The organism is Streptomyces sp. NPDC007917 (assembly GCF_042959105.1).
In the GTDB taxonomy this organism is placed as follows: Bacteria; Actinomycetota; Actinomycetes; order Streptomycetales; family Streptomycetaceae; genus Streptomyces.
In genome coordinates this window covers 215173-236519 of sequence record NZ_JBIBKK010000011.1, presented here as the reverse complement: position 1 = coordinate 236519, position 21347 = coordinate 215173, and the positions used below count along the sequence as shown (strand labels likewise).

General features: G+C 70.1%; 20 protein-coding genes and 1 pseudogene. 7 read left to right on the top strand and 14 right to left on the bottom strand.

Annotated elements, in window-relative coordinates; translation table 11 throughout:
• The 3 genes from ACFZDL_RS23825 to ACFZDL_RS23815 all read right to left on the bottom strand — a co-directional run bounded on the left by ACFZDL_RS23825 (position 1) and on the right by ACFZDL_RS23815 (position 3035).
• Entirely contained in the window at positions 1-1665 is a 1665-nt protein-coding gene (locus tag ACFZDL_RS23825; protein WP_353592343.1) for a hypothetical protein, read from the bottom strand.
• A 112-nt stretch (positions 1666-1777) separates the two neighbouring features.
• Entirely contained in the window at positions 1778-2512 is a 735-nt protein-coding gene (locus ACFZDL_RS23820) for a hypothetical protein (protein ID WP_353592342.1), read from the bottom strand.
• A gap of 4 nt (positions 2513-2516) precedes the next feature.
• On the bottom strand, positions 2517-3035 hold the full coding sequence (locus ACFZDL_RS23815) for a hypothetical protein (protein WP_391192175.1): 519 nt from the start codon (positions 3033-3035) through the stop codon (positions 2517-2519).
• Between the two features lie 1060 nt (positions 3036-4095).
• Here ACFZDL_RS23815 and ACFZDL_RS23810 point away from each other — a divergent pair.
• Both ACFZDL_RS23810 and ACFZDL_RS23805 read left to right on the top strand, forming a co-directional pair.
• Complete coding sequence (locus ACFZDL_RS23810; protein WP_353592340.1) at positions 4096-5172, top strand: bifunctional lytic transglycosylase/C40 family peptidase; 1077 nt, start codon at positions 4096-4098, stop codon at positions 5170-5172.
• A 158-nt stretch (positions 5173-5330) separates the two neighbouring features.
• The gene (locus tag ACFZDL_RS23805; protein ID WP_391192172.1) at positions 5331-5762 is read left to right on the top strand and encodes a hypothetical protein; all 432 of its coding nucleotides are present in this window, start codon (positions 5331-5333) and stop codon (positions 5760-5762) included.
• A gap of 82 nt (positions 5763-5844) precedes the next feature.
• Here ACFZDL_RS23805 and ACFZDL_RS23800 read toward each other — a convergent pair whose 3' ends face one another.
• Genes ACFZDL_RS23800 through ACFZDL_RS23790 form a run of 3 tightly spaced genes read right to left on the bottom strand, consistent with a single transcriptional unit; the run spans position 5845 to position 8183 of the window.
• A complete protein-coding gene (locus ACFZDL_RS23800; protein ID WP_353592338.1) occupies positions 5845-6354 on the bottom strand; it encodes a hypothetical protein in 510 nt (169 codons plus the stop codon).
• Between the two features lie 57 nt (positions 6355-6411).
• Complete coding sequence (locus ACFZDL_RS23795) at positions 6412-7311, bottom strand: serine hydrolase (RefSeq protein ID WP_353592337.1); 900 nt, start codon at positions 7309-7311, stop codon at positions 6412-6414.
• Positions 7308-8183 (bottom strand): LysR family transcriptional regulator, encoded by an 876-nt coding sequence (locus tag ACFZDL_RS23790; protein WP_353592336.1) that lies wholly within the window; start codon positions 8181-8183, stop codon positions 7308-7310. Before ACFZDL_RS23790 ends, ACFZDL_RS23795 begins: the two co-directional genes overlap by 4 nt.
• Positions 8184-8315: 132 nt before the next feature.
• Between ACFZDL_RS23790 and bla the strand changes: the two genes are divergently transcribed.
• Positions 8316-9239, top strand: a complete 924-nt coding sequence (gene bla / locus ACFZDL_RS23785) for a class A beta-lactamase (protein ID WP_353592430.1) — start codon at positions 8316-8318, stop codon at positions 9237-9239.
• A gap of 74 nt (positions 9240-9313) precedes the next feature.
• Here bla and ACFZDL_RS23780 read toward each other — a convergent pair whose 3' ends face one another.
• Positions 9314-9682: a holo-ACP synthase gene (locus tag ACFZDL_RS23780; protein WP_353592335.1), complete on the bottom strand. Its 369-nt coding sequence runs from the start codon at positions 9680-9682 to the stop codon at positions 9314-9316.
• A gap of 7 nt (positions 9683-9689) precedes the next feature.
• Positions 9690-11537, bottom strand: a complete 1848-nt coding sequence (gene glmS / locus ACFZDL_RS23775; RefSeq protein WP_353592334.1) for a glutamine--fructose-6-phosphate transaminase (isomerizing) — start codon at positions 11535-11537, stop codon at positions 9690-9692.
• Between the two features lie 155 nt (positions 11538-11692).
• Between glmS and ACFZDL_RS23770 the strand changes: the two genes are divergently transcribed.
• From ACFZDL_RS23770 to ACFZDL_RS23760, 3 genes are all read left to right on the top strand, one after another.
• Positions 11693-12556 (top strand): LppX_LprAFG lipoprotein, encoded by an 864-nt coding sequence (locus ACFZDL_RS23770; RefSeq protein ID WP_353592333.1) that lies wholly within the window; start codon positions 11693-11695, stop codon positions 12554-12556.
• Positions 12557-12651: 95 nt separating this feature from the next.
• Positions 12652-13710, top strand: coding sequence for a type I pantothenate kinase (coaA, locus tag ACFZDL_RS23765; RefSeq protein ID WP_353592332.1), 1059 nt, complete (start codon positions 12652-12654; stop codon positions 13708-13710).
• 35 nt (positions 13711-13745) lie between these two features.
• Complete coding sequence (locus ACFZDL_RS23760) at positions 13746-14687, top strand: DUF389 domain-containing protein (RefSeq protein ID WP_353592331.1); 942 nt, start codon at positions 13746-13748, stop codon at positions 14685-14687.
• 89 nt (positions 14688-14776) lie between these two features.
• On the opposite strand, the gene glmM is transcribed toward ACFZDL_RS23760, so the two are convergent.
• The 5 genes and pseudogenes from glmM to ACFZDL_RS23735 all read right to left on the bottom strand — a co-directional run bounded on the left by glmM (position 14777) and on the right by ACFZDL_RS23735 (position 19570).
• Positions 14777-16135 (bottom strand): phosphoglucosamine mutase, encoded by a 1359-nt coding sequence (gene glmM / locus ACFZDL_RS23755; RefSeq protein ID WP_353592330.1) that lies wholly within the window; start codon positions 16133-16135, stop codon positions 14777-14779.
• Between the two features lie 156 nt (positions 16136-16291).
• A complete protein-coding gene (gene rpsI / locus ACFZDL_RS23750; RefSeq protein WP_353592329.1) occupies positions 16292-16795 on the bottom strand; it encodes a 30S ribosomal protein S9 in 504 nt (167 codons plus the stop codon).
• A gap of 41 nt (positions 16796-16836) precedes the next feature.
• Positions 16837-17280 carry a 50S ribosomal protein L13 gene (rplM, locus tag ACFZDL_RS23745; RefSeq protein WP_346173366.1) on the bottom strand — a complete coding sequence of 148 codons (444 nt, stop codon included), beginning with the start codon at positions 17278-17280 and terminating at the stop codon, positions 16837-16839.
• Positions 17281-17591: 311 nt separating this feature from the next.
• Positions 17592-17924, bottom strand: a pseudogene (locus ACFZDL_RS23740) (ABC transporter ATP-binding protein); the annotation flags it as partial.
• A 26-nt stretch (positions 17925-17950) separates the two neighbouring features.
• Complete coding sequence (locus ACFZDL_RS23735) at positions 17951-19570, bottom strand: ATP-binding cassette domain-containing protein (RefSeq protein ID WP_353592328.1); 1620 nt, start codon at positions 19568-19570, stop codon at positions 17951-17953.
• A gap of 72 nt (positions 19571-19642) precedes the next feature.
• On the opposite strand from ACFZDL_RS23735, the gene ACFZDL_RS23730 reads away from it, so the two are divergent.
• A complete protein-coding gene (locus tag ACFZDL_RS23730) occupies positions 19643-20515 on the top strand; it encodes a hypothetical protein (protein ID WP_353592327.1) in 873 nt (290 codons plus the stop codon).
• A gap of 58 nt (positions 20516-20573) precedes the next feature.
• On the opposite strand, the gene ACFZDL_RS23725 is transcribed toward ACFZDL_RS23730, so the two are convergent.
• Positions 20574-21341 (bottom strand): hypothetical protein, encoded by a 768-nt coding sequence (locus ACFZDL_RS23725; RefSeq protein WP_353592326.1) that lies wholly within the window; start codon positions 21339-21341, stop codon positions 20574-20576.
• Positions 21342-21347 lie beyond the last annotated feature (6 nt).

Here is a 21347-nt window from a genome sequence, read left to right as displayed (position 1 = left end):
CTACCCCTCACTGCCGTCGACGGCCCGCGGGGCAGGCGGCAGAGCCGGCCGCACAGGAGCAGCCGAAATCGGTGTCGGCTCACGGCCGCCGTCAACCGCCGGCGGGTTGTCTCCGGCGTCTACCGCGCGTCGCGCGGAACCGCGCTCCATTGCCACCCGTGGCGGAGGCGGGCCTCCAGCCCCCGGCTCCGGTGGCGGAGGCGTCGATGCCGGAGCACTGGCACCTCCGCCCTCTCCCCCGGCACCCGGCGGAACATTGACCTGTCCGCCCATGTCCTTGCCGGGGCCCAGGTCTGCATGGGCGGCCATCGCCTCCATGCCGCCCTCCAGCAACTCCTTGCCCGCCTTGGCCCCCTGGAGGGCCAGCCCCGTCGCTCCCAGCTTGCCCAGGCCGCCGAAGCGACCCCCGCGGCCGCCAGCGGCCGCCTGGGCAACGTTGCTGTCGTTCTCCGACTGCAGAGCCTGGGTGAACGCGCGACCGCCACCGACCGCCCCCGCCCCGGACGGCGTTCCACCGCCGTACCCGAACATCGACCCGGCAGTGCCACCGACCGCCCCCAGCAGGCCGGACGCAAGCCCGCCGCCGGACCCCACGGACGTGAAGGTCATGAATTTCGCCAGCGCGGGCCAGGCGAACGCGCCCAGCACGATGGTGAGCAGACCGACCATCACGTCTTTGGGCTCCGTGGATCTACCCGTGGTCGCGAAGCCGATCACGAAGATCAGCACGACGACGGGCTTGATGAGAATCAGCGAGATCAGTGCGTTACGGGCCTTCGGCCACCATTCCTTCGTGGAGTCCATGATGCCGCCCGCAGCCGAGATCGGGATGCAGCACACGAGCACGACGATAGCTGCCTGCCGCAGCAGCATCTCGCCCCACAAGACCACCGACGCCAATGCCGCAAGTATGCCGAAGATCATGATCAGCGCTGTGTTCTTCCAACCGCCGATCAGGAACAACGTCTCCATCTTTTCCTGGAATGCACCCTTGCCAATCTCTTCGTTATACTCCTTGATCATCCACCTGCTGACCTCGTCGGAAGCCCCCAGCGCAGCTTGTGTCACTGCCAGGGCTGCCACGCAGATCACGGCCCACTTGGCCAGTCCGATGATGGCCGTTGCGGCAGACGACCCGTCACCGCTGATGCCGACCTTCGTGAATTGCCAGATCAGCAGAAGCAGAGCCACAAGCGCTGACAAAGCCCACGTCAGCTGATATGGACCCTTTTCATCGGGCCTATCGGAACCATCTGGATCATCCGGATCATAAGGACCGTTGATTCCCGTTTTCTCCAGGCGGATCGTGGAGAAGTTCAAGAACATATCCGTCAGACCCGACAAGATTTCAGACGCCGCTATGGCAAAATTTCCCGCAACGGCATCAAACGCAGCCGTCGCGATGGTCTTCGCGGGATCCTTAATGAACTTCTGGCCGCCATCCGTTATATCAATGAGGCCTTCCTGCGTGTCGCAGAAAAACTTCCCAAGTCCACCTCCTTTACACTCCCTATCAGGCGCAATAACGTGGCGCCAGACGACAATCCCCACCTCCTTGCAGACCTTTTCATCATCCTTGGCTTTCTTGTCGACGCAATTCTTGGTCCAGAAGTCGTAGCAGGATTTCTTATTGAACGTCTTAGCCGGCTTGCCATCCGCCTTCACTTTGCACGTGACAGGGACTGTGAGCCTGTCACCTTCGGCTGCACTGACAGGAGGGGCCAAGACGGTCAGCAGGGCGGCGACAGCAAGGAGGAGCCCCAAAGGCCAGGCAGTCCTACTTCTCATAGACAAGGGTCCTCCAGCCAGCCCTGGCGGCCTCTGGAGTGTCCGGGGTCGCCTTGGCAGGCTCCTCGCCAGCAGTCTCCTTCACCTCGCTGAGCTTCCAATCACCGCCGGTCCAGATCATGACGTTGCCCGTCACTTGGGTGTAGGTCCGGGGAACGCCTCTGATCGAGAGCTCGACATCCGACAGAATCCACACCGTGACCCTGTTGGCGCTCACCCCCCTGGTCTGGTAGGCCCGGGAAGTGCTGGCGTAATAGGTGCCATCGTCCGACTCGCCGTCCGCAGACAGCTGGTAGCTCTTCCGGAGCCTCTCAGACGAATCCCGCAGCCCCCAGCCGACCAGATCCTGTTCCCGGGGCACGGCGATGACCCGCCCCTGTTTCTCGGCGGCGTCGGGAGTCAGCGGATCGAAGACGTCGTAGAAGTGCGACAGGGCCGAGACCGCGCCCTCGCGCGTGTGGGGGTAGCCGACAGGAACGCCGTCCTCGACGTCACGCGGTGTGGGCAGAACCGTCGGCGTCGTGGTCCCAGTTGTCGGGTCCGCCGACCTGCTGGACGTGGGACTGGGCTTGAGGTCGCCCTTACCGGCCTGCTTGCTGTCGGAACCGTTGCTGACGAAGGCGAACACCGCGGCGCCCATCGCCGCCGCTGCCACCAGCGCGGCGAGCATCAGCAGGCGGTTACGCGCCCGGCGGCGGCGCTGCATGTGGTGGTCGAAAGACAAGGCGCTACCCCCGGCCGAGGTTGTAGAAGGCCGCGACGAGCGCGAAAACCGCGCCGATGCCACCGGCCGCAACGCAGGACCACAGCATCGAGCGCTTCCCGCGCGCCGCCATGTCCGGGCGCTCGGTGTTGTTGCCGATACCGACCAGGGCCCCGCCCCAGATGAAACCGAGGAGGCAGGCCAGCAGGGCGACCGTCAGAGACCAGCCGATCAGCGTGTCGGTAGCGTTCCCCAACTTCCCTGGCAGGCTGACCGGCGACCGCGGCATGAGCGGGTCGTCAGAGTCGTCGCAATCCTCTTTCTTCTTGTCACACTTGTCCGCGAGGTATACCGCCGACTTGAGCAGGGCCAGGGACAGGGACACGTAACGGCTTTCCTTCCGAAAGGGGCGCTGGAACGGCAGCGGGAGGGAGCGGCTCGCCCCAGGTTGCATGAACCAATGACAGAGCGGCTTGCGCCAGGTCGCGGCCGACGGCGCGGGTGCGGGGCTTGAGTCGAGCGAGGTCACGTACGCCTTGAGCACGGATCCGCGGGTCGTACTCCAGCCGGAGGAGCGCGCCGACCTTGGGTTCCAGCATGGTCAGAGCCGCCTTGACCGACGCCGGCCACCGTCCTTCACCGGTCGCGGCCAGAACGATGATGGTGCGCTGCAAGGGCAGCCCGTCGGCCTCTGCGGCCATCACGGCGATCTGCAGTGCGGCCACGCCCTCACCGGTCGCGGCCGCGCACAACACGGGGACCGCGTAGGGCAGGGAGCACCAGCGGGCGCTGATTCCTGACCGGCCGGAGTGCCGGGAGCTCACCACGTCGTGAGCGAGGTCGTGGCCTGTGTCGACAATGACGGCCTGCCATCCACCGATGGCGGCGAGCTGGTGCCATGCCTCGGGGTCCTCGGGCAGCGACAGCGGAGGCGCGTCCCACCGGCGGTAGTCCGTCACGACATGCCAGGGGTGGGGCCCGGACGCAGGACCTGTGCCGACTGCCTCGTGTGCCTGACGCGCGTAGAGAGGCTGATCCGGCGGAAGCGAGGCAAGCCCGGCTCCGGAAGTGGCAGACCAACCCGCCCACGGCGACGCGAGGCGCGGGACAGTGTCAAGGACGACAGTGGTGCCACGGACAGCGAAGGCGTCGGCGGCTAACGCCGCAGTGACCGAACGCCCGCTGCCCCCAGCCGAGGCCATCACCGGCACGATCAACCGGGTGCGCGAAGCCAGCGGAACCGGCTGCGCCGCCGCCTTGGCCATCACTACACCCCCATCGACCTGGACCAATCAACGCTACGCTTATGCGAGTTGACCAAGCGCCATGTCTAACAACTGACTCGACGTGTTGTCCACGTCCTTTGACGCGTGGCGGGGATTGAGGCAGCCTCGTTACGCAATTGCACCTGCGCGCTGCATGCGGCGAGCGGTGCAGTTGCGAACACAGGTGGCGATTGGGGCGGATCGTCCACACACACAAGCACGGGGCTCGTCTGCGACCGAGACGCTATCCCGTTCCAGAGGACACACCGGGCGAATCAGGCTGACACGGAGGGGGCTCCAGGCAACATAAGCCGCCTGGAGGGGGGAAACGGGGGAGCATTGGCGAAGAAAGTTCTGATAGCCGCGGGGGCACTGATCGCGACTCCGTTCGTCCTCATTGCCGGAGTCGCCATCCAGACCACCACCACATCAGAGGTGGCCAGTGCAAACCCCAACACCGCCGCCATCGGCGGCGGCCTCAAGTCGAGATCCGTACCCCCTCAATACGCACCATGGATCGAGAAGGCCGCAGGCGCCTGTCCCGGTCTGCCAGCCCCTGTCCTCGCCGCCCAGCTGAAGCAGGAGAGCGGCTTCAACCCTAATGCGCGCTCCCACGCCGGGGCTCAGGGCATAGCTCAGTTCATGCCCGGCACCTGGAAGACCTGGGCGACGGACGCGGACGGGGACGGGGCCGCTTCCCCCCTCGATCCGCCGGACGCCATAACAGCTCAGGGCCGGTTCATGTGCTCCCTACTGAAGAAAGCCAAGAGGTCCGGCTACCCGGGAGAGCCGATCGAACTTGCCCTCGCGGGCTACAACGCCGGGTGGGGTGCCGTGCAGAAGTACCGGGGGGTGCCGCCCGAGTCCTTCGCGAAGGGCCAGACGTACCACTACGTGCGGAACATCATGGCGAGCGCCAAGCGATTCACCGCCTCGGCCGGCATATCCTCGGCGGTCGACCTCCCCGCCGGCTACACCGTGCCCACCGACACCCCGCCCCAGGTCCGCACCGCGATCGCATGGGCGTTGAGGCAGAAGGGCGGCTGGTACCGCCTGGGCGGCACGTGCACCGACGCCCACGGGAGCAACCCCGCGCACTGGTGTGACTGCTCCAGCCTGATGCAGCAGGCATACAAGGCGGCGGGAGTGACTATCAGTCGCACGACCTTCACGCAGGTCGACGAGGGCGAGGCCGTGAACATCGACGCCCCGCAGCCCGGCGACCTGGTCTTCACGCCGGGCTCCGACGGCACCGCCTCAAGCCCCGGCCACGTCGGCATGTACATCGGCGAGAACCGGATCATCGAGGCTCCCCGCACTGGTGTGAAGACGAGGATCGTCACCTACGACAGCTGGCGTCATTCCAAGAGTCCGATCACTCGCATCGTCGCCGTCCGCCGGATCGTGTCCCGATGACGACGCCACGCCCCACTCAGTCTCCGGAGCCGCCCATGCACGACAACGATCACGTCCTCTACGCCCCCTGGGGAGAAGTGACCCCCGAGTTCTGGACCGGAGCTGCGGCACCGCACGCCACCCCAGACCCGGCCCCGGCCCCAGGGGGCCCGCTGCCATTGCCCGCCGAGCACCGGGACCAGCTCGCCACCGCTACCGCGGCGATGGCCGACGGCCACCTGACCGAAGCGGAGGAAATCGCGCGCATCCTGGAGCAACGTATCGCCAAGGCCTATGGACAGCGGCATGAGTACACCACGAACGTGCGCGAGATGCAGGCTCACATCGCCCACCTCATCGGAGATCATGCCACCGCCACTCGCATATACCTCAGCGTCACCGACTCCCGTGCCGATGCCCGAGGAGTCGGCGATCCTCTGACCCGCGCCTCGGCCCGCCGGGCGATGGCCACTTGGCAGGCCATCACCGACCCGCCCGAAACGCGTGAGCTGGCGGATTCCGTCATCGCCATGCTCAGCAAGGTCACCGGCGAGAGCAGCGGCGCGACCCGAAATGCACGGGCCCATCTGGCCCGGCGACGCACTCCGTAGGCGCGGACAGGTCGCACCAACGACAACGACCCAACATCACCGCCCGTATGCGGCGCACACCACAACCTGGGCCGAGAGCAGGTCAGATGCAGCCGTCCACGTCCGAGTTGCGGCCGTACCGCAACTCGCGCCCGTCGAGTACGACGCCGGCCCCTGGCGGCAGCACGGGAGAGACCAGTTCCGGCAGGGCAAGGCCGTCCCAGTCGACGCTTACGTCGATGGCCTGGGGAGATTCCGACGCGATCTCGTACATCTCCTGAGGCAGCACTTCCCAGACGGCGTCCTCGTCCATGCCGTCGTACGGCCCGCCGGGCTCCGGTACGCCACCGCTGGCTCGCCCGTCCTCGGCGGACCGCATCGCCGTCAGCCCGGGGACCTTCACCGTCAGGAACGGGTCGAGCTCCCTTTCGAGCAGCAGCTCGCCATGGCGGTAAACCCTGACAACGAACGTGGCACCGGCCGCCCACGAACCCGTGCGCACGTAGTACGCGACCGAGGCGTCGAGCGCTTCGAGGTCGTTGGCCACCTCAAGGTGCTCCCAACCGCCGCCGCCCTGCCAGCAGGAGCCCTCGAACACGTAGAAGCTGTACACGCCAACACCCCCGTAACGGTCCGCTCGGCTGCCGACGATACCGCTCGTCCGGCGCTCTCAGAGCTGCCGCAGGTGGTCGCGCAGGGCCCGGGCGACCTGGGCCATGAGGGCGTCGACGCCGGGCTGGGCGCCGGCGGAGACGAGGGATTCGGTCAGGACGGCGATGGCGAAGGACTGGCCGTCGGAGTGCTCGACGACGCCGATCTCGTGGCGGAGGTTGAGGAGGGTGCCGGTCTTGGAGGACCAGGTGGTGGCGTCCGAGACGAAGTCGGGGGCGAGGCGGTGGCGTATCAGGTTCTGGGACATCAGCTCGCGCACGCGGCGGGCCACGTCCGGGTGGATGGCCGACGGTGTCCACAGGGCCTGGAGCAGTTCGACGCAGGCGCGGGGGCTGCCGGTGTTGGCGCGCGTGGTGTCGAGCTGCGGTACGCGATGTCCGCGGCCGCTGGTGCCCGCGTCGATGGCGAGGGCGTGGGCCAGGTGCGCCTGTGCGGTGTCGAAGCGTTCCATGGGGGTGTCGGTCAACTCCCGCATGGTGTGCCGGACGGTGATGCCGTGGAGGCCGAGTTCCTGGAGGATGCCGGCGACCCGGGCGGGCGGGGTGAGGTCGAAGAGCGCGTCGGCGGCCACTCCGTCGCTGACGCAGGTGCTCAGGTAGAGCAGGTCGTCGATCGCGATCCGGGCGGGGTGGCGGAAGCGGCTCAGCCCGGTGGGGCCGGGCGTGGTGATCCGGCCGGGTGCCACGTCGAGCGTCGTCGCCCCGTCGAGCTCGCCGCGCCGGATGCGCTCCGCCGTCGCCAGCGCGAGCGGGATCTTGACCAGGGACGCCACCGGCAGTCGGGCGTCCGGCTCGATGCCGAGCTCCTCGCCGGTGCGCAGGTCGCGGACGAGGAGATAGCCGCGCAGACCGCCGTCGCGCAGCCGCCCGCGCAGCTCGCGCAGCAGCGCCTCCGTCATGCGCCGGCCCCCTCGGCGCCGAGGCAGCGCGCGATCGCGTCGCCCAGGCGCGCCTGGATCTGCTGTGAATCACCGGTGGCGGTGAGGGCGTACCCCCTGGTGAGCGTGGCGTCGCCGAGGGGGCGCCAGGCCAGGGAGAGTTCCCGGGCCTGCGCGGGCGAGCACAGCAGCAGGTCGCGGGAGCACAGCACCTCCGCCGCGGCGGTGGTGAGGTCGGCCGCGACGGCGAGCTGTACGGGCCGCAGGCCGACGGCGTCGCGCAGGCGGGTCAGGGGGTCGCGGAGGTGCGGGGCGTCGTCCTCGGGCTGGATCCAGATACGGCGGGCCGGCCCGGGGTCGGCCCGTCCCATCCGCAGGGTGTCGAGGTAGACGCGTTTCACGCCGGGGTCCTGAGCGCCGGCCAGCCCGAGCGGCACGGACCATGTCGCCTCGTCCGGCACCACCGGGAGCAGGGCGGCGCGCACCTGCTGGGAGCGGATGAGCTCCAGCCGCCGCGGCGGCGGGCCGGCGCGGAGTTCGAGGGTGACGCCGTGCCCTCGTGCGTCGGCGACCAGGCGGGCGAGATCGGCGGTGGAGCAGATCCCGGGCACCGCGAGCCGCCACGGCTTGCGCTTGGCGGTCTTCGCCTCGTGTTCCAGTACGTCGGCGGCCAGGACGAGCTGACGGGCCGTCGGCAGCATGTCCCGGCCGAAGGGGGTGAGGACGGCCCGCCGCGAGGTGCGCTCGAACAGCTGCTCGCCGAAGCGCTGCTCCAGGGCGGCGATACGGCGGCTGGCCACCGGCTGGGACATCCGGGCGGCGGCCGCGCCGACGGTGAAACTGCCGCGCTCGCTGACGCTGACGAACGCGCGGCACGCCCCCACCAGATCCATGGCGCCCGCTCCTATGTCCCCTCGGCATGGAATCCCACTCAAGCGTATTGGACCGCATAGCCGCCGGCGGGCGAGGGTGCTCGCAGTCGTCCCACCACCGCCCCGGAGGCATGGAACATGCGGCACTGGAGCATGCGGCACCCCCACGTCCGGCGCGCCCTTCGCGGTGCGCTCGCCGTCCTCGCCCTCGTCCCGCTCGCGGCCTGCGGCGAGGATGATGCCCCGGCCTCGTCGTCTCCGCCGTCCAAAGCGACGGCCTCTCCCGCGTCGCGGCCGTACGCCCGCGAGTTGAAGGACCTCGAGCGCAGGTTCGACGCCCGCCTCGGCGTCTACGCCATCGACACGGGCACCGGCCGGGAGGTGGCGTACAACGACGGCGAGCGCTTCGCCTACAACTCCACCTTCAAGGCCCTGGCCTGTGGTGTCGTGCTGCGGAAGCACTCGCTCAGCGGGATGGACAAGAAGATCACCTACTCCGAGGACGTGCTGCTCCCCAACTCCCCCGTGACCGAGAAGCACATCGCCACCGGTATGACCCTGAGCGAGCTGTGCGACGCCACCATCCGCTACAGCGACAACGCCGCCGCCAACCTGATCCTCAAGGAACTCGGCGGGCCCAAGGCCCTCGACGCCGCGCTCGAGGAGATCGGCGACGACGTCACCCGAATGGACCGCCCCGAGCCGTATCTGAGCCGATGGGTCCCGGGCGAGACGCGGGACACCACCACGCCCCGGGCGTTCGCGAAGGACCTGCGCGCCTTCGTCCTCGGGGACGTCCTCGGCAAGTCCGAACGCGCACGGCTCACGGAGTGGCTGCGGACCAACAAGACCGGCGACAAGGTCATCCGGGCCGGTGTGCCCAAGGGCTGGGTGGTCGGCGACAAGACCGGGACCGGCAGCTACTACGGCGGCCGCAACGACATCGCCGTGGTGTGGCCCCCGGACTCGGCCCCCGTCGTGATCGCGATCCTGTCGAACCGTCACCAGAAGGACGCCGAACCCGACGACAAACTGATCGCGGAAGCGGCGTCCGTGGTCGCCGACACGCTGTCGTGACAGCGCACCGCGGCCCGTAAGGGCGCACCAGCCCGTACGAGCTCACCGGCTCCAAGCGCACACCGGCCGGGAGCTCACCCCTCCGCGATCACCACCGCCGACGCGACCCCCGCGTCATGGCTGAGCGACACGTGCCACGCCCGTACGCCCAGCTCCGCCGCGCGCGCCGCCACCGTCCCGCGCACCGCAAGACGCGGCCGGCCGCCGGCCTCCGTCAGCACCTCCGCGTCGGTCCAGCGCAGCCCGGGCGGTGCGCCGAGCGCCTTGGCCAGGGCCTCCTTGGCGGCGAACCGGGCGGCGAGCGACGCGATCCCGCGCCGCTCGCCGCTCGGCAGGGTCAGCTCGCCCTCGACGAACAGCCGGTCGGCCATCCCTGGTGTGCGCCGCAGCGCGTCGTCGAAGCGGTCGATCTCGGCCACGTCGATGCCGACCCCGATGATCACTGGCCGCTCACTCCACGGTCACGGACTTGGCCAGGTTGCGCGGCTGGTCGACCTCGTTGCCGCGCGCCGTGGCGAGCTCGCACGCGAAGACCTGCAGCGGCACCGTCGCGACCAGGGGCTGCAGCAGGGTCGGGGTGGCGGGGATCTCGATCAGGTGGTCCGCGTACGGGGCGACCGTCGTGTCGCCGCGCTCGGCGATGACGATCGTCCGGGCGCCGCGGGCCCGGATCTCCTGGATATTGGAGACGATCTTGTCGTGGAGGACGGACCGGCCGCGCGGCGAGGGTACGACCACCACGACCGGCAGGTCCTCCTCGATCAGCGCGATCGGCCCGTGCTTGAGCTCGCCGGCCGCGAAGCCCTCGGCGTGCATATAGGCGAGCTCCTTGAGCTTGAGCGCGCCCTCCAGGGCGACCGGGTAGCCGACGTGGCGGCCCAGGAACAGCACGGTGTTCTTGTCCTTCAGCGTCCGCGCCAGCTCCCGCACCGGTTCCATGGTCTCCAGCACCTGCTCGACCTGGGTGCCGATCTCGGACAGCTCGCGGATCACGGACTGGATCTCGTCGCCCCACTTGGTGCCGCGCACCTGCCCCAGGTACAGCGCCACCAGGTAGCAGGCCACCAGCTGGGTGAGGAACGCCTTGGTCGAGGCGACCGCGACCTCGGGCCCGGCGTGGGTGTACAGCACCGCGTCCGACTCGCGCGGGATCGTGGAGCCGTTGGTGTTGCAGATGGCGAGCACCTTGGCGCCCTGTTCGCGCGCGTGGCGCAGGGCCATCAGCGTGTCCATGGTCTCGCCGGACTGCGAGATGGCGATCACCAGCGTGCGCGGGTCCAGGATCGGGTCGCGGTAGCGGAACTCGCTGGCCAGCTCGGTCTCGCAGGGGATGCGGGTCCAGTGCTCGATGGCGTACTTCGCGATCATCCCCGCGTGGTAGGCGGTGCCGCAGGCCACGATGACGACCTTGTCGACCTCGCGCAGCACCGAGGCCGGGATCCGGACCTCGTCCAGCGTCAGGTTCCCCGCCACGTCGATCCGCCCCAGCAGCGTGTCGGCGACGGCCTTCGGCTGCTCGGCGATCTCCTTGAGCATGAAGTAGTCGTAGCCGCCCTTCTCCGCGGCGGAGGCGTCCCAGTCGACGTGGTACGTACGGATGTCCGCGGGCGCCCCGTCGAAGTCCGTGACCGTCACACCGTCCCGGCGCGCCTCGACGACCTGGTCCTGGCCGAGTTCGATGGCCTCGCGGGTGTGGGCGATGAAGGCGGCCACGTCGGAGGCGAGGAACGCCTCGTCCTCGCCGACGCCGACGACCAGCGGCGAGTTACGGCGCGCGCCGACCACCACGTCCGGCGCGTCCGCGTGCACCGCGACCAGCGTGAAGGCGCCCTCCAGGCGGCGGCAGACCTGCCGCATCGCCTCGGCGAGGTCGCCGCAGGACGAGAAGGACTCGGCGAGCAGATGCGCCACGACCTCGGTGTCGGTCTCGGAGGCGAGCTGGTGGCCGCGCTCGGCCAGCTCGGCGCGGAGCGCGGCGAAGTTCTCGATGATGCCGTTGTGGACGACGGAGACCCGGCCCGCGTTGTCCAGGTGCGGATGGGCGTTGGCGTCCGTCGGGCCGCCGTGGGTGGCCCAGCGGGTGTGGCCGATGCCGGTGGAGCCGCTGGGCAGCGGGCGGTCCGCGAGCTCCTTCTCCAGGTTGGCGAGTTTCCCGGCCTTCTTGGCGGCGGCCAGCCCGCCGTCGGCGAGCACGGCGACGCCCGCCGAGTCATAGCCGCGGTACTCGAGCCGCTTCAGCCCGGCCAGGACGACATCGAGGGCGGACTGCCCTCCCACATAACCAACGATTCCGCACATGCAGTGCAGCGTACGGCCCGTGGCCGCGCGCCCGGACCACCGCCCACGCGCAATCCGCCACCTGCGGGGCATCCGTCGCACATCCGGCATCCGCGCCGGGGCATAATGCGCCAGCGGCCGGGGGGCCGCCCAGCTCATCTTCCAGGGGGGAAGCCATGCGCCGTACCACCACTCCTGCCATCAGAGCCTGCGCCGCCGTGGCCGCGCTGCTCGCGCTCGCCACGGCCTGCTCGTCGGACTCATCCGACGAGACCGACAAGGCCACCAAGGCCGACAGGACCACCAAGACCAACAAGCGCGGCAAGGCGACGGCCGATGAGACCGGCGAGAAATCCCTCGCCGAAATCGTCCGCAAGGCCGCGACGAAGACCGGCAGGACCAGCGCCCGCGTCGACGAGACGATCGTGCTGCGGAGCGGCGGCCAGGAATACACGCTCTCCGTGTCCGGTCCTTTCGACCTGGCCCGCGACAAGGGCAAGCTGTCCGTCGACTTTCCGGGCGGTGCGATCGACCACATCGACGAGGTGTTCACCGGGGGCAAGGTCTACGTCAGGCCGCTCTCCAATCTGCCCGAGGACCAGTGGCTGGTGACCGACCGCGCCAAGGCCGAGGCGCACCACTTGCTGCGGGCTCCGGCCAACGACCCCGAGCACGTCCTGCGCCAGATCTCGGCCATGCGCGGGGTGACGGACGCCGGAAGCACCACCATCGACGGCCGCCCCATGGCCCTCTACACGGGAACGATCGACCACGACACGCTCGCCATGGGGCTCGCCCAGAAGGTCCGCGCCCCCCTGGACCAGGTCCGCGACGCGCAGGGGGACATCCCGGTCACCGCCCGCGCTTGGGTGGACGAGGACGGACGGCTCGCGCGGGTTGAGCTGTCCTGCCTGGTGGCCGCGACGACCGTCGACGTCACGATGAACCTCTCCGGCTTCGGGAAGGCCGTGCGGGTCTCGCCGCCGGATGCCTCCCAGACCGTCCCGGGGACCCTGAACGGCGGCGTCCTGCCCGGCTGACGGCGACGCACCCGGTGTGACAGGCCCCACGCGCGTGACGGACCCCACGCCCCGCCCCGCCCCACGCGCCCGCGCCGAGCCCCGACAATGAGAGGATGATCACGTCTCCCGCGCAGGACGCGCACCCCGCGCACCCGGAGCACGACTCACCCCCGGAGCACGACTCACAGCCCCAGCACCCTCCCCGCACCCCGCGGCGCCCCGAGCCGAGCCCGTACGTGGACCTGTCCCGCGCCGAGTGGAGCGCGCTGCGGAACAAGACCCCGCTGCCGCTCACCGCCGAGGAGGTCGAGCGGCTGCGCGGCCTCGGCGACGTCATCGACCTCGACGAGGTACGGGACGTCTACCTCCCGCTCTCCCGGCTGCTGAACCTGTACGTGGCCGCCACCGGCAGACTGCGCGGCGCGCTCAACACCTTCCTCGGCGACACCAAGAAGGGCAGCGGCACCCAGCCCGGCACGCCCTTCGTGATCGGCGTGGCGGGCAGCGTCGCGGTCGGCAAGTCCACCACCGCCCGTCTGCTGCAGGCGCTGCTGGCCCGCTGGCCCGAGCACCCGCGCGTCGAGCTGATCACCACCGACGGCTTTCTGCACCCCAACGCCGAGCTGCACCGGCGCGGCCTGATGTCCCGCAAGGGCTTCCCCGAGTCGTACGACCGCAGGGCCCTGACCCGGTTCGTGGCGGATGTGAAGGCGGGCAAGGAGGAGGTCTCGGCGCCCGTCTACTCCCACCTCATCTACGACATCGTGCCGGGCGAGCGGCTGACCGTGCGCCGCCCCGACATCCTGATCGTCGAGGGGCTGAACGTGCTGCAGCCCGCGCTGCCCGGGAAGGACGGCCTCACCCGCGTCGGCCTCGCGGACTTCTTCGACTTCAGCGTGTACGTGGACGCCCGCACCGAGGACATCGAGCGCTGGTACCTGGGCCGCTTCCGCAAGCTGCGCGAGACGGCCTTCCAGGACCCGTCCTCGTACTTCCGCAAGTACACCCAGGTCTCCGAGGAGGAGGCGCTGGACTACGCCCGGATGATGTGGCGCACGATCAACAGGCCCAATCTGCAGCAGAACGTGGCGCCCACCCGCGGCCGTGCCACGCTGGTGCTCCGCAAGGGCCCGGACCACAAGGTCCAGCGGCTGTCCCTGCGCAAACTCTGACACGACGACCCCCTGAGAACCCGAGGAGCACCACCGTGCTGCATCTGCGGCTGATCGTCCCGGCCGACCGCACCGACGAGGTGGTGCGCGCCGTGGAGCACACGGTGGGCACCGCCCACCTCGTGGTCATGCCGGGCGTCGCGCGCAACCCGGCGGGGGACGTGGTGCTGGTCGACGTGGCGCGCGAGGCGGGCGACGCCCTGCTGGGCGAGTTGCGCGCGCTGGGCCTGGACACCTACGGCTCGATCGCCGTCGAGAACATCGATCTGTCGCTGTCCAGGCGGGCCGACAAGGCGGAGGAGGAGGCGCCGGGCGAGGGCGCGGACGCCGTCCTGTGGGAGCACCTGACCGAGGCCACCCACGAGGAGTCCACGCTCTCCGTCACCTTCCTGGCCTTCCTCGCCCTCGCCACCATGATCGCGGCCTGCGGTGTGGTGCTGGACAACGCGATCCTGATCGTGGGCGCGATGGCGGTCGGCCCGGAGTTCGGCCCGCTGGCCGGGCTGTCCACCGCGCTGGTCCAGCGGGCCCCGCGGCTCGCGGCGCGCTCGCTGATCGCGCTGGTCGTGGGGTTCGCGGTGGCGATGGTGCTCACGACGGGCTTCGGCGTGCTCATGGACGCCTTCGGGCTGTTCACCAAGGATCAGCTGGAGCGGCCGCGGCCGAACACCGACTTCATCTGGAAGCCGGACATGTTCTCCTTCGTCGTGGCCCTGCTCGCCGGGATCGCCGGAACGCTCTCGCTGACCTCGGCGAAGTCCGGGGCGCTGGTCGGCGTGGCGATCTCGGTGACCACGGTGCCGGCCGCGGCCAATGCGGCGGTGGCGCTCGGCTACGGCGAGATCCGCCAGATGTGGGGCTCGACGGAACAGCTGCTGCTGAACCTGGCCGGGATCGTGGTCGCGGGCACGCTGACGCTGCTGGCCCAGAAGTTCCTGTGGGCCAGGCAGCGCGACCGCGCGCTGCGGCGGCTGTAGCCCGGCGTTCGGTTTGTAGTGAGTATGGGACAGCGACACGCCGTGGCGTCGGCGTGTCGCTGTCCCATACTCACCACGAGTTGCCGGGTCTAGCCCAGCGCGGACTTCACCGCGTCCGCGAGGCGCTCCGCGACCGACCGGGCCTGGTCGATGTCCGCGGCCTCGACCATCACGCGCACCACGGGCTCCGTCCCGGACGGCCGCAGCAGCACCCGCCCGGTCTCGCCGAGCTCGCGCTCCGCGTCCGTCACCGCCGCGGCCAGCTCGGCGCTGGAGGCGACCCGGGACTTGTCCACGTCCCGGACGTTGATCAGCACCTGGGGCAGCCGCTCCATGACGGCCGCGAGGTCGGCAAGCGTACGGCCGGTGTCGGCCATCCGGGCGGCCAGCAGCAGCCCGGTCAGGGTGCCGTCGCCGGTGGTGGCGTGGTCGAGGACGATGACATGGCCGGACTGCTCGCCGCCGAGGGCGTAGCCGTGCTCCTTCATCTCCTCCAGCACATAGCGGTCGCCGACCGCCGTCTGGACCAGCTCGACGCCCTCGCGCCGCATGGCGAGTTTGAAGCCGAGGTTGGACATCACGGTGCCGACGACCGTGTTCTTCCGCAGGCCGCCCGCCTCCCGCAGCGCGAGCGCGAGCACCGCGAGGATCTGGTCGCCGTCGACCTCCTCGCCCGCCGCGTCCACGGCCAGGCAGCGGTCGGCGTCCCCGTCGTGCGCGATGCCCAGATCGGCCCCGTGCTCGACGACGGCGGCCCGGAGCCGGTCCAGGTGGGTGGAGCCGTAGCCGTCGTTGATGTTGAGCCCGTCCGGCTCGGTGCCGATGGTGATCACCTCGGCGCCGGCCCGGGTGAACGCCTCGGGGGAGACCCGGGCGGCCGCGCCGTGCGCCCCGTCGACGACGACCTTCAGCCCCTCCAGCCGGTTGGGCAGAACGCCGACGAGGTGGGCGACGTACTTGTCCAGCCCCTCCCCGTACTCGCGCACCCGGCCGACCCCCGCGCCGGTCGGCCGGTCCCACGGCTCGCCTGAGGCGTGCGCGCGGTAGGTGGTCTCGATCCGGTCCTCCAGCTCGTCCGCGAGCTTGTGGCCGCCGCGCGCGAAGAACTTGATGCCGTTGTCGGGCATCGGGTTGTGGCTGGCGGACAGCATCACGCCCAGGTCCGCGTCCAGCGCGCCGGTCAGATACGCCACCGCGGGCGTCGGCAGCACGCCCACCCGAAGCACGTCCACACCCGCACTGGCCAGCCCCGCCACCACGGCGGCCTCCAGGAACTCCCCGGACGCGCGCGGATCCCGCCCGACCACCGCCACCGGCCGATGGCCTTCGAAGGTTCCCGCCTCGGCGAGCACATGCGCCGCGGCGACCGACAGGCCGAGCGCCATCTCAGCCGTCAGGTCGGCGTTGGCGACACCGCGCACACCGTCCGTACCGAAGAGTCGTCCCACTGGTGTCCTCCGAGATTACGAGCTGGGGGGCGGAAGCTTGCTTGTAGGTATACGCCCCCTGGAGCAAATAGCCGAACGCCCCGGCGGCACGGGTGGTGCCGCCGGGGCGTTCGAACGAGCGAGCGAAGCCGCCGTATGAGCAGCGCAGCCGCGCGATTAGCGCTTGCTGTACTGCGGCGCCTTGCGGGCCTTCTTCAGACCGGCCTTCTTGCGCTCGGTGGCGCGGTCGTCACGGGTCAGGAAGCCGGCCTTCTTCAGCGGACCGCGGTTGTTGTCCACGTCCGCCTCGTTCAGCGCGCGGGCGATGCCCAGGCGCAGCGCACCGGCCTGGCCGGAGACGCCGCCGCCGGTGATGCGGGCGACGACGTCGTAGCGGTCGTCCAGCTCGAGCACCTTGAAGGGCTCGTTGACTTCCTGCTGGTGCACCTTGTTGGGGAAGTAGTCCTCAAGGGTGCGACCGTTGATCTTCCACTGGCCGCTGCCCGGCACGATGCGGACGCGGGCGATGGCGTTCTTGCGGCGGCCGGTGCCGGCGGCCGGCTGGGGCTCGCCGAAGCGGGAAGCGAGCGACTCGGAGGTGTACTCCGTCTCGATCGTCTCCACGCTCTCGGTGGTGTACTCCTCGACATCGAGGGGGGTCTCGGCGGTGGTCTCGGCCACGATGCTCCTCAGATTCTCTTCGTCTTAGGTGGTGGCCGGGACTACTGCGCGACCTGGGTGATCTCGAACGGGACCGGCTGCTGAGCGCCGTGCGGGTGCTGGTCACCCGCGTAGACCTTCAGCTTCGAGAGCATCTGGCGGCCCAGGGTGTTCTTGGGGAGCATGCCCTTGATGGCCTTCTCGACGGCCTTCTCCGGGCTCTTCTCCAGCAGCTCGTCGTAGCGGATGGAGCGCAGACCACCCGGGTAGCCGGAGTGGCGGTAGGCCATCTTCTGGGTCCGCTTGTTACCGGAGAGGTGCACCTTGTCGGCGTTGATGATGATGACGAAGTCACCAGTGTCGACATGCGGCGCGTACACCGGCTTGTGCTTGCCCCGCAGAAGGGTGGCGGCCTGAGAGGCCAGGCGGCCCAGGACGACGTCGGTGGCGTCGATGACGTGCCACTGACGCTGGACGTCGCCGGGCTTGGGGCTGTACGTACGCACGGTCGTAGCCTTCGCTTCTTCAGTGAGTGTGGTCCTGACAAGGCCACCCGGACGATCACGACAGCCTTGGCCGCACCTCGGTGACGCAAACCGAGTGCCTGCCGCTGGTCATCGGCCCGGTGGACCGGCGTAACGGCCTCTCACGTGAGAACGAGCAAGCCAATACGCATAACGAACTGGCAGAATACCGGCCCGCCCCCGCACGGGTCAAAACGCCCTCCCGCCCCACGACGTCCCACCAGGCCACACCCCACCCCGCGACGCCCCGCGACGCAGCGCGACGCCCCGCCCTGTGACGCCCGCGGCCCGGCTCACCGCTTGCGCGCCACTCGCCCCTCGTCCCACACCGGCTCCGGCGCCTCCCGCACCACCCCGTCCGCCCCGAACACCAGGAAGCGGTCGAAGGACCGGGCGAACCACCGGTCGTGTGTGACGGCCAGCACCGTGCCCTCGTACCGCTCAAGACCCTCCTGCAGCGCCTCCGCACTCTCCAGATCCAGGTTGTCCGTCGGCTCGTCCAGCAACAGCGCGGTGGCCCCCGCGAGCTCCAGCAGCAGGATCTGACCCCTCCCTCTGGGGGACACCCCCAGACCCCCGTGCGCCTGCTGCCCGCCGGACAGCTTGCCGAAGCGCTGATCACCCGCTCCAGCCCATCGCGGCACAGCCCGGCTCACCGCTTGCGCGCTACCCGCCCCTCGTCCCACACCGGCTCCGACGCCTCCCGCACCACCCCGTCCGCCCCGAACACCAGGAAGCGGTCGAAGGACCGGGCGAACCACCGGTCGTGTGTGACGGCCAGCACCGTGCCCTCGTACCGCTCAAGACCCTCCTGCAGCGCCTCCGCACTCTCCAGATCCAGGTTGTCCGTCGGCTCGTCCAGCAACAGCGCGGTGGCCCCCGCGAGCTCCAGCAGCAGGATCTGGAAGCGCGCCTGTTGCCCGCCCGACAGCTTGTCGAAGCGCTGGTCGCCCTGGCGCTCCAGCTCATAGCGGCGCAGCGCGCTCATCGCGCCGCCCCGGTCCTTGGCGTGCTCGGTCCACAGGATGTCGACGAGGGGGCGCCCGTCCAGCTCGGGGTGTGCGTGGGTCTGCGCGAAGTGGCCGGGCACCACCCGCGCCCCCAGCTTCCACGCGCCCGTGTGCGCGACCTCGTCGCCCGCCAGCAGCCGCAGGAAGTGGGACTTCCCCGATCCGTTGCTGCCGAGCACGGCCACCCGCTCCCCGTAGAAGACCTCCAGGTCGAACGGTTTCATCAGCCCGGTGAGCTCCAGCCCCTGGCAGGTCACCGCGCGCACCCCGGTCCGGCCGCCCTTCAGCCGCATCCGGATGTCCTGCTCACGCGGCGGCTCCTGCGGCGGGCCCGCCTCCTCGAACTTCCGCAGCCGGGTCTTCGCGGCCTGGTAGCGGCTGGCCATGTCCGAGTTGTACGCCGCCTTCTGCTTGAAGGTGAGCATCAGCTGCCGCAGCTTGGCGTGCTCCTCGTCCCAGCGCCGCCGCAGCTCCTCGAAGCGGGCGAAGCGCTCCTTGCGCGCCTGGTGGTACGTGCCGAAGCCGCCGCCGTGCACCCATACGTCACTGCCCGCCGGGCCCGGCTCCACGCTGATGATCTTCTCGGCGGAGCGCGCCAGCAGCTCCCGGTCGTGGGAGACGAACAGCACCGTCTTCTTCGTCTCCCGCAGCCGCTCCTCCAGCCAGCGCTTGCCGGGGACGTCCAGATAGTTGTCCGGCTCGTCCAGCAGCAGCACCTCGTCCGCGCCGCGCAGCAGCGACTCCAGCACCAGCCGCTTCTGCTCGCCGCCCGACAGCGTCCGCACCTGGCGCCACTGCGCCCGCTCGTACGGGACGCCGAGCGCGGCCATGGCGCACATGTCCCAGACTGTCTCGGCCTCGTACCCGCCGGCCTCGGCCCAGTCGCTGAGCGCCTGCGCGTATTGCATCTGCGCGGGCTCGTCGTCCTTGGTCATGATCGCGTACTCGGCCGCGTCCACCGCCTCCGCGGCCTTCCTGATCCCCGGCCGCGCGACCGACACCAGCAGGTCCCGCACCGTCCGCTCGTCCCGTACGGACCCCACGAACTGCGGCATCACCCCGAGCCCGCCGCTGACCGTCACCGCTCCGCCATGCGGCTTGAGCTCCCCCGCGATCAGCCTCAACAGCGTGGTCTTCCCCGCACCGTTGGCCCCCACCAGCGCGACCGCGGCGCCCTCGCCGACCCGGAACGACACATCCCCGAGCAGCACCCGCCCGTCCGGGAGGTAGTACTCGAGATGGCCTGCCTCCACATGTCCCATGGACCGGATTGTGACCTCCGGCCGGGTACCGGACCAACCGGTTTATCACCTGTGCGGATTAAGATTTGCGCCATGAGCTTTGGGCAAGGGGGGCCGTACGGGCCCGGGGGAGGCCAGGGGCCCGGGGGATCACAGCCGCCGACGCCGGACTGGGCGGCGCTCGCCGACGACACCGCCAGGCGCGGCCGCCGCCGCAAGCTGCTGTTCGCCGGCGGCGGTGTGCTCGCCACGGCCGCCGTCGCGGCGATCGTCGCCACGGCCGTGATCAGCAGCGGCGACAAGGGCGAGTCCGCCGGCAAGTCGGACAAGTCCGCCAGCCGGCTGCCCTCGCCCCAGGACCTGCCCAGCGAGTCCCCCACCCCGGAGCCCACGTTCTCCAACGTCGCGCCGCCGGCCCCGCCGAAGCCGCTGGACATCATCTCCAGCGCGAAGCGGGACAAGGCGCCGATCAGCACCGGCACCCTCTTCCCCGGCAAGAAGGCCGTCGGGAACGGCCACGAGTACACCAAGGCCGCGACCGCCGCCACCAAGAGCTGCGCGACGGCGACCCAGGGCGGCCTCGGCTCCGTCCTCACCAACAACGGCTGCCGCCGGCTGTTCCGCGCGACCTACTCCAAGGACGGCGTTGCGGTCACCGTCGGCATCGCCGTCTTCGACACCAAGGCGGCGGCGGAGCGGGCCAAGCAGCAGGCGGGGCCCAATGTGGCGTCCCTGGCGGGCGGGGGCGTGCCCGTCTTCTGCCGCCAGGCGGACTGCCAGGTCTCGGCCAACGCCATCGGCCGCTACGCCTACTTCACCATCGCCGGCTACACCTCCGGCGCGGACGTGACCGCCGGCGACACCAAGGCGGTGGGGGCGGGACGGGACATCGCGGACTACGCCTTCCGCCGCATTCTGGAGCGCGGCAACCAGCAGGCGTCGGCGGCGGTGACGGCCACCAACTGAAGCCGCCGTCCGGCCTGTACCCGGCTGCGGTGGGGTACAGGCGGACGGCTGCGCTGTGTTACGCCTTCAGCGCCTTCTCCAACTTGGCGACCTGTGCCGAGACCACCGCGTCCGGGAGGAGGGCCTTGGTGGGGTTGGCGATGTCGACGCCGAAGAACACGGACAGGTGCGCACCGGAGCGCACGACCGTGAACTTCACGGTGGCGACGTCCTTCTTGCCCGCCTCGGTCATGGTGTACGCCAGCGCCTCGTCGCCGAGCTTCGGCGCGGTCAGCGACTCCACCTTCGAGACGTCCGCCTTCTCGCCGCTCCCGTCGGTCGCCTTGAACCCACCGGCGCATGCCGTAAGAGCGCCCCGCAGGTCCGATACGGTCTGCTCGGCGCCGGCCTCCGCGTAGGCGGACACCCGGATGAAGCCCGTGGCGGTCCCCGTGCCCTTGCCGGTGCCGGACAGCGCCCCGGCCGAGGAGAACGTCGCGTACGCCGATGCCTTCGGCACCGGGTCCGTCTTGGCCCCCATCAACTGGGCCAGCGGCTGGCACTTGGCATCCGCGGCCTTCGCGTCCCCGCCGTCCGAGTACTCCTTGTCCGTCATCTTCTCGATCTCGAAGCCCTTGACGTCGGCCTTCACGACGACGGCCTTCTCAAGTGCGGCCTTCGGCAGCGGCGCGGCCTGCTGCTCCGCCGCCGGCGTCTTCTCGGCCGGCTTCTCCGACGACTTGTCGGACTTCTTGTCACCATCGGAGTCGCCGCCACACGCGGTCACCAACCCCAGCGCCGCCACGGCCGTGACCGCCAGCACGACGCGCGACACAGACTTACTCACTTTTGA

What these genes read in the sequence shown, in the direction of transcription:
- bla (WP_353592430.1), top strand. Translation starts at nt 8,316, where the DNA reads ATGCGGCACCCCCACGTCCGGCGCGCCCTTCGCGGTGCGCTCGCCGTC.
- ACFZDL_RS23730 (WP_353592327.1), top strand. Translation starts at nt 19,643, where the DNA reads ATGAGCTTTGGGCAAGGGGGGCCGTACGGGCCCGGGGGAGGCCAGGGG.
- ACFZDL_RS23770 (WP_353592333.1), top strand. Translation starts at nt 11,693, where the DNA reads ATGCGCCGTACCACCACTCCTGCCATCAGAGCCTGCGCCGCCGTGGCC.
- ACFZDL_RS23790 (WP_353592336.1), bottom strand. Translation starts at nt 8,183, where the DNA reads ATGGATCTGGTGGGGGCGTGCCGCGCGTTCGTCAGCGTCAGCGAGCGC.
- ACFZDL_RS23735 (WP_353592328.1), bottom strand. Translation starts at nt 19,570, where the DNA reads ATGGGACATGTGGAGGCAGGCCATCTCGAGTACTACCTCCCGGACGGG.
- ACFZDL_RS23795 (WP_353592337.1), bottom strand. Translation starts at nt 7,311, where the DNA reads ATGACGGAGGCGCTGCTGCGCGAGCTGCGCGGGCGGCTGCGCGACGGC.
- glmS (WP_353592334.1), bottom strand. Translation starts at nt 11,537, where the DNA reads ATGTGCGGAATCGTTGGTTATGTGGGAGGGCAGTCCGCCCTCGATGTC.
- coaA (WP_353592332.1), top strand. Translation starts at nt 12,652, where the DNA reads ATGATCACGTCTCCCGCGCAGGACGCGCACCCCGCGCACCCGGAGCAC.